Annotated in this window: 7 protein-coding genes and 1 pseudogene; 2 read left to right on the plus strand and 6 right to left on the minus strand. The window is 40.2% G+C overall.

Annotation, left to right across the window (positions count from 1 at the left end; all coding sequences use genetic code 11):
* Nucleotides 1-195: 195 nt before the first annotated feature.
* The 5 genes and pseudogenes from F6K54_RS36565 to hisIE form a co-directional block, all read right to left on the minus strand.
* Complete coding sequence (locus F6K54_RS36565; protein ID WP_293088798.1) at nucleotides 196-330, minus strand: lipocalin-like domain-containing protein; 135 nt, start codon at nucleotides 328-330, stop codon at nucleotides 196-198.
* Between the two features lie 227 nt (nucleotides 331-557).
* Nucleotides 558-764 carry a hypothetical protein gene (locus tag F6K54_RS36570; protein ID WP_293088800.1) on the minus strand — a complete coding sequence of 69 codons (207 nt, stop codon included), beginning with the start codon at nucleotides 762-764 and terminating at the stop codon, nucleotides 558-560.
* Between the two features lie 19 nt (nucleotides 765-783).
* Nucleotides 784-846, minus strand: a pseudogene (locus F6K54_RS36575) (hypothetical protein); the annotation flags it as partial.
* A gap of 115 nt (nucleotides 847-961) precedes the next feature.
* Nucleotides 962-1,132, minus strand: coding sequence for a transposase (locus F6K54_RS36580; RefSeq protein WP_366558341.1), 171 nt, complete (start codon nucleotides 1,130-1,132; stop codon nucleotides 962-964).
* 488 nt (nucleotides 1,133-1,620) lie between these two features.
* Nucleotides 1,621-2,289, minus strand: a complete 669-nt coding sequence (gene hisIE / locus F6K54_RS36585) for a bifunctional phosphoribosyl-AMP cyclohydrolase/phosphoribosyl-ATP diphosphatase HisIE (protein WP_293088802.1) — start codon at nucleotides 2,287-2,289, stop codon at nucleotides 1,621-1,623.
* Between the two features lie 898 nt (nucleotides 2,290-3,187).
* Between hisIE and hemL the strand changes: the two genes are divergently transcribed.
* Both hemL and F6K54_RS36595 read left to right on the plus strand, forming a co-directional pair.
* A complete protein-coding gene (gene hemL / locus F6K54_RS36590) occupies nucleotides 3,188-4,486 on the plus strand; it encodes a glutamate-1-semialdehyde 2,1-aminomutase (protein ID WP_293088803.1) in 1,299 nt (432 codons plus the stop codon).
* A 715-nt stretch (nucleotides 4,487-5,201) separates the two neighbouring features.
* The gene (locus F6K54_RS36595; RefSeq protein ID WP_293088804.1) at nucleotides 5,202-6,377 is read left to right on the plus strand and encodes a tetratricopeptide repeat protein; all 1,176 of its coding nucleotides are present in this window, start codon (nucleotides 5,202-5,204) and stop codon (nucleotides 6,375-6,377) included.
* A 117-nt stretch (nucleotides 6,378-6,494) separates the two neighbouring features.
* On the opposite strand, the gene F6K54_RS36600 is transcribed toward F6K54_RS36595, so the two are convergent.
* Complete coding sequence (locus F6K54_RS36600; protein WP_293088806.1) at nucleotides 6,495-6,695, minus strand: hypothetical protein; 201 nt, start codon at nucleotides 6,693-6,695, stop codon at nucleotides 6,495-6,497.
* Nucleotides 6,696-7,387 lie beyond the last annotated feature (692 nt).

Here is a 7,387-nt window from a genome sequence, read left to right on the forward strand (position 1 = left end):
CCTCCGGAGGAGGCATGCCCTCCGGAGGAGCTACGCTAACGGAGACGAGAAACGGACGTGGAGGCAAGTGTAACCCACCCCCATCCCCTCCCGGGAGGGGAGCAAGAGGGGTGGGTGCAGCAGCCAATGAGACGTCAACCCACCGAGGAGCTAAGGTTCGGTAGGAATCTCCGCGCCTTCAGGCCGGAGAGGATGTCAAATATATCTATCTTCTGCATACATGAGATATCCGATGGTATCTTTACCGTATGGGTAGGTTACTTCACCATTTATATCTTTGAGTTCAAAAGATACCAGTCGCCAAGTTCCAACAAATGGATTTTGTACCATTTTATATCATGTCCAGTTGAATAGTTAAACTTTGGAGGAGGGAAGGCAGAGGGCAGAAGGCAGAAGGCAGAAGGGAAAGAAAAGTTCAAAGGGTAATGGTTTTTTTATAACTAATTATCCGGACATGATTTTAGTTCCTGATTTTGTTTTACAACAGAAATATTTCCTACTACCTAACTGCTTCATAAAACCGATATAAAACGTCATAATAAGTAACATTTTAATGTTTACTTCCTGCTTCCACCGGAACTGTCGGCAGCACTCCGTCCACAGGCATCAACGGTCAAGCCGACCGCATCTCTTGAGTGCGTCTTACATTCTGAGGAGACCTCAGAATTACGCACTCGCTTTCTTAAATTAATTGAGGTATTCAAGTCTCTCTCAATTGATATACCGCATTCTGGGCAGTCATAAATTCTGATGTTCAAAGGCATCTCCTGTACATGACCACAATTAGAGCAAGTCGAGCGAAGACGGAAAAAATCTGTCTACTACTACCAATTCACAGCCATACCATTGACACTTGTATTCTAGCTGTCTTCTAAATTCATAAAATCACTATCTGCTAACTGATTTAGCCAGCTTATGGTTAGCTTTTCATGTCGCGCAGCGAAACATTCCAGATACATTGTCATACTTCAATCACAACAGTGCCGTGGTTTTTGGCTACATAAGTTGTCAATTTATCAAGTGCATCTTTACGCATATTAGCTACTCGTCTATGTTGTTTGCCTAGCTTGACTACAGCTTTGTACCAATTGCTTGAATGCTTAATATCATGTTCGGTTGAATACTTATAAATAACTGTTGTGAGGAGTCAGGAGTCAGGAGTCAGGAGTCAGGAGGGAAGAAAGGAGAAAAAGAGGAAATATTGGAGAAAAGTAAAGAGAATTTCAGTATTTCTTTGGTACTGTCGATACTATCAGTCATTAAATTTTATTTATAACTGATTATCCGAACATGATATAACTTTCCTACTCAGTTATCGTTATTCTCTGATTAAGTCAATGCTCCCCTACTCCCTAAGCACAAAAATCATAGTATAATTCAGCAGCGCCAATTATTTAGGGCTTGCTGATTAAATATCAAAGCATTGACAGATAAAGGTTGTAGCATTTTTTAGTCTCAAAAAGTGTCAGCTTTTCGGTGGTAAGAGCTGCATAAAGCTGGTATTTTGGGACGATTATGACAGAAAAATTGAGGGACAATTTTTCTAACTACCTTCTCTAAATTCCCCTAACTCCTGTCTCCTGTCTCCTACCCCTACTAAAAGACTTTATTCAGCAAACCCTATTTATAATATTTATTTTTTGGTCTCCTTTCATCCAACTTCCGATATACATCTCGCAATTCAACATTATGTTGTGCTAGAGCAACTAAAGTATGGTAAAACAAATCTGCTACTTCCGAAGCGATCGCCTCTTTATCATCATCCTTACACGCCATTACCACTTCCGCTGACTCTTCCCCAATTTTCTTCAGAATTTTATTATCTCCCCCGGCAAATAATTTACAAGTATAAGAACCTTCCTCGGGATGGTCGCGGCGATCGCAAATCACATCAAAAAGCTGAGATAACATAGTCGCAGGTGGCTTGAACACCTCCCCATCCACCTGATGAAAACAACTCCTCTCTCCTTTATGGGAGGCAATATCTCCTACCTGTTCGACTCCCACTAATAAAGCATCGCTATCACAGTCGTAGCGTATCCACTGAACATTCTGAAAATGACCAGAAGTTGCCCCTTTATGCCAAAACTCTTGACGAGAACGACTCCAAAACCAAGTTTGTGCTGTTTCTAAAGTTTTTTGCAATGATTCCTGATTCATCCAGGCCATCATTAACACTGTACCATCTAAATAATCTTGAACAATAGCAGGCACAAGTCCTTGTTCATTGTAACGAACCTGCTCCACTGGAATCGATTGACTTAAAGCTACTGGTTCGGAGGTAGACATAATTTGCCAAAAAGAATTTATTTGTATACTCGAAGTCTAGGATATCTTCTGAGTATTTTCTGAATGTTGAATTTTAAGTTTTAATTTATTTTTCATTTATTATATCATATAATAAATAAATTGTCAAAAAAAAGCTTCATAATTCTCCAAGATTAACTACAAATATGCCCCTAGGGCAATGATACAATTACCTAAATATAGTTCATAAAAATATAGTCAAATTATGACATATCCTTATTTTGCAGGTGTTATTCTGACGCTCGTGAACTACAACACCACGCCAGTTGCGTGACTGTCGGGGGACCCGCCCAACGCACTGGCTTCTCTATCCCATAGCTAAAAGCATTTGGGACTACTTTTTCTTTTCCTCTTTGCATGATTATCTCCCTGATTCAATTTCTACTTGGTCATAATACAGAGGCTTGGACGTAGGTTCTGATGTGTCTAGAGGTAGCGTGTCAGTCGGTGGAATTTCACCCTATTGAACTCAGATCGTTGACTCTTGAGGCTATTTAGTCCTCTATTGTCACAGACATTGTTAGATTATGTCAATAGTTGCCCAAATTTATGGAGACCATATGACTACATATAACTATATATGACTATATTTGTGTTGAATGTTTATGATACATAAACTAAGGCACTTATGCTGAGGGCAGATGACAGAGGGCACAAGGAACAATTGGATGGGGTTTTCCAACCCAATTGTAGGCAACGCAAACGGCGGGGTTTGGTCACGGGTAGAGAGAGGTCAGGAGTCAAAATTCCCTTCTGCCTTCTCCCCCCCTTTCAAAGAAGGGGGATGCCCTCTGCCTTTCCTAATAAAGTTTATTTGAATTTGGTGATAACATAAAATCCCCCGTAGGGATTGAAACAAACACAAATTAAGGAGATTAACTTGGTAGTTACTACACTCAACACAACTAAATCTGAAGAAATTTTTGCAGCAGCCCAGAAACTCATGCCTGGGGGAGTAAGTTCCCCGGTCAGAGCATTTAAGTCTGTTGGTGGCCAACCAATTGTATTTGATCGAGTCAAGGGAGCATATATCTGGGATGTTGATGGTAATCAATATATTGACTATGTTGGTACTTGGGGACCAGCTATCTGTGGTCATGCTCATCCTGATGTATTAAATTCTCTCAAAGAAGTTCTGGAAAAAGGCACCAGCTTTGGCGCACCCTGTGCTTTAGAAAATATCTTGGCTGAAATGGTTATTGATGCTGTACCTAGCATTGAAATGGTCCGCTTTGTCAATTCTGGTACAGAAGCTTGTATGGCCGTGCTGCGTTTAATGAGGGCTTTTACAGGTAGAGACAAAGTCATAAAATTTGAAGGTTGTTACCATGGCCACGCTGATATGTTCCTCGTTAAAGCTGGTTCTGGTGTGGCAACTCTAGGTCTGCCTGACTCTCCTGGAGTCCCTAAATCTGTTACTAGCAATACCCTAACCGCTCCCTACAACGACTTAGAAGCAGTTAAGCAACTCTTTGCCGACAACCCTGGCCAAATTTCTGGTGTTATTCTCGAGCCAGTAGTTGGTAACTCTGGATTTATTACCCCAGATGCAGGTTTCTTGGAAGGGTTACGGATGATTACTAAAGACAATGACGCTTTACTGGTGTTTGACGAAGTTATGACTGGGTTCCGTATTGCTTATGGTGGCGCTCAGGAAAAATTTCAGGTGACTCCAGACCTAACAACTTTAGGCAAAATTATTGGTGGTGGTTTGCCTGTAGGAGCTTATGGTGGTCGCGAGGATATTATGTCAATGGTAGCTCCAGCAGGCCCAATGTATCAAGCAGGAACTCTGTCTGGTAATCCTCTAGCTATGACTGCTGGTATTAAGACTCTGGAGTTACTAAAGGAAGCAGGTACTTATGAACAGTTAGATAAAATTACTAAAAGACTTGCTGATGGCTTATTAGCAATTGGTAAAGAAACTGGCAATCCTATTTGTGGTGGGTACATTAGTGCAATGTTTGGTATCTTTTTCAATAAAGGCCCAGTTCACCATTATGAAGATGCCAAAAAGTCTGATTTGAGCAAGTTTAGCAAGTTCCATCGTGGAATGTTGGAGCGAGGAATTTATCTAGCACCTTCTCAATTTGAGGCAGGTTTTACTTCTTTAGCTCACACAGAGGAAGATATTGACAAAACTTTGGCTGCAGCAAAAGAAGTTATGTCTAGTCTTTGACATAACTCCCGATGCCCGTGCTTGAGCGACAACGCGGGATTCTTCAACCCGCACGCGAAGTTGCAGTTTATACAGAGGTGATGTCCTCCCCTTGTATCCCTCAGTATATAATGTTCTGGCTCTCCCATACGGTGCTGAATCAAATATTACAGCGCGGGACTTCTCGCCAGGAAAGTAAAAGTTTTCAAATGGGTAATTGATGATTTTTAAGTTTGTCATTACCCATCGACAAAATAGCTGTTGGGGACTCCCGTTAAATCACAGATTATAACGGGAGATAACTTCACTACTCACAGATAATTTTTTTGGGTACGGGGACTCGAAGAAGGCAGAAGGCAGAAGGCAGAAGGGAAAGAATAAGGTGAGAAGGTACAAAGTTTTTCATCAATTAATTATCCAGATTCCATTATGAGAATATGTTATGTACGATTTTTATTCTGACTTTTAAACTTCTTCCTAATTAGGGCTTGCTGAATAAATCTAAAAGTCTTTATAAATAAAGGTTTTAGCATTTTTAAGTATCAAAAAGTGCGAGGTTTTAAGTAGTAATGGTTCAAAAATGAGCGGATTTTGGTTAAGACTTGGGCAAAACATTCTTGGGACAAAACTTAGCTCCTACCTCCTAGCTCATTCCCCGTTCCTCCTGTCTCCTGTCTCCTGTCTCCTGTCTCCTACCCCTACTAAAAGACTTTTTTAGCAAACCCTAATTAAACAAATGCTTCGTAGAATTTGGCAATGGCTCAAAAATTTATGGACAAGACTTTTGGGGTTATCTTCTCAGTCTCATCTAGATTTATCTGAGAATACTCAAGCAACTTCCGAGTCTTTGCCCCCACTGACAGATACAGATTACGATTTTTTGTTTGGTCAACTCTTGGAGGGTGTTGCCCAAGGTTGGCAGTCCGATCGCGTACAGAGATTTTTTGATGAATTAGGAGAAAGGGGCAAACCTGAACTTTGGCAGGAATGGTTGCAACGGTTTGGAGAAAGGTTATTAGTTTCCCCTAAACCTAATGATGAGTTAGCTCAGAGGATGGTAGGGTTTGGTGAATTGACGCGATCGCTACCCTCTCTACAATCTTTGGGAGCAATGGGTAACAACATTGGTACTCAACTTTTAAGTAGGGATGATAGTGGAGCAATCTGGGAATATGATGGACCTGATGTTGGTGTTTCTCCTCCTTCACAAACATTCGCGAGTGAAGAAAAAGATAATGATGCCATGTCAGAATTAGTGCTTAAACTTCAGGAAAATCCTAATTTATTAGCAACTGTTGCCCAACAGTTAGGGGTACAAACGAGTGACCCCAGAGTAGTTATTCAGGCAATGGTTAGTCAGCTTGGGGTAGGAGTGGAAAATCAAGCACAGTCTGCTGAGAGTAATGCTGAAATATGGGCAAAGTTAGGCTTGGAGCAAGCTAAAGCGGGAGATTTAGTTGGAGCAGTTGATAGTTGGGAAAGTGCTCTAGCTCTCAAGTCAGATTACCATCAAGTTTGGTACAATCGAGGCAAAGCTTTAGTACAACTAGAAAGGTGGGAAGAAGCGATCGCTAGCCATGACAAAGCAATAGAAATTAAGTTTGATGATTATTTGGCTTGGAATAACCGTGCTGAAGCACTGGGAAGGTTAGGAAGGTGGCAAGAGGCGATCGCTAGTTGTGAGCGGGCGATAGAAATTAATTCTGGTTATTATTTGGCTTGGTATAACAAAGCTAGTTTTCTAGTTAATTTAGGACGTTTAACAGAAGCAATTGCTTGTTATGACAAGGCTTTAGAGATTAAGCCTAATTTTGACGATGGTTGGGATAAGCGGGGGAATGTTTTGAGAGATTTAGGTTTGATGGAAGAAGCTAATCAGAGTTGGGAGCGCGCTAGGAGGAGTAGGGAGTAGCGAGTGCGCTCCCAGATGTGTCTAGCCTCTTCCAAAGTAGCTCAAGCTCGCACACAAGGGTTTCACGGCTTTTCCCTTCTGCCTTCTGCCTCCTGCCCTCTGCCTTTCCTGATAAATTTAGCCACGGCTTGTTCCTCCTTTATAGGGAACAGGAGGATCTTCATTAGAAGAACCCACAAACTGATGAAAAACTTCTTCACCTAATTCATCAGAATATTGTTCTAGTAGATTATTGTTAATTTCTGTAGTAGTTAATCCCATTATTACTACTACAATTAATGTCCAAATAGATAGTATTAAATCATTTTTATTGTACATAATAATCACCCCTCAATCACAATAAATTAAACTTAAAATTCAGGTGTAGTAGAAGCAAAAAATTATCAAGAGGTAAGTTTATAATTCATTGCAAATAGATATCTATGATGTCTATGACAAAAATCATCAGAATAATTTTTCGTTCAATTATGAATGTTGTTGTCTAAATTATTCTTCATTCAAGAAATATGATTTTACGCAATATTATTTTTTTTTTATTTACGGAATGAGAAATATTCAAGCTGTATGTAATAGTTATATAGAAGTTCTCGAATTGATGAGATGTAAGCATTCAGCTATTAGCTATCAGCTCTCAGCGGTGATGAGGAGTTTAAATGAAAATAGACTTTAAAGCCAGCTTTTGTAGTAAGATTTACAGGACTTTTTAGATAATGAGGTGTAGTTCTAAGATTAATATTTTTGTAAGCATTCAGCAGTCAGCTAGCCTCTTTCAGAGGAGCTTTCCTACGGAATGCTACGCAAACGCTAACAGCTATCAGCTATGAGTTATTAACTCATTATCTTGGAAGAAGGAATTAGTATTCAAGGGAAATGAAAAATTATGTTTGCACAGCATTCCGCAGGAAATGAAATAGTACTTTAGTAGTGCAATAGAATAGTCATTGCGTTTTCGCTGTCGCGGACATGTTTGCGGAGCATTCCGATAGGAAAAAGCGTAGCTTTGCGATAGA

Origin of the sequence: Okeania sp. SIO3B5 (assembly GCF_010692555.1) — a bacterium.
Classification (GTDB): domain Bacteria; phylum Cyanobacteriota; class Cyanobacteriia; order Cyanobacteriales; family Microcoleaceae; genus Okeania.

Bases quoted from the DNA above. Each gene is read 5' to 3' on its own strand.
- F6K54_RS36595 (WP_293088804.1), top strand. From the start codon at position 5,202: ATGCTTCGTAGAATTTGGCAATGGCTCAAAAATTTATGGACAAGACTT.
- F6K54_RS36570 (WP_293088800.1), bottom strand. From the start codon at position 764: ATGCCTTTGAACATCAGAATTTATGACTGCCCAGAATGCGGTATATCA.
- F6K54_RS36565 (WP_293088798.1), bottom strand. From the start codon at position 330: ATGGTACAAAATCCATTTGTTGGAACTTGGCGACTGGTATCTTTTGAA.
- F6K54_RS36600 (WP_293088806.1), bottom strand. From the start codon at position 6,695: ATGTACAATAAAAATGATTTAATACTATCTATTTGGACATTAATTGTA.
- hisIE (WP_293088802.1), bottom strand. From the start codon at position 2,289: ATGTCTACCTCCGAACCAGTAGCTTTAAGTCAATCGATTCCAGTGGAG.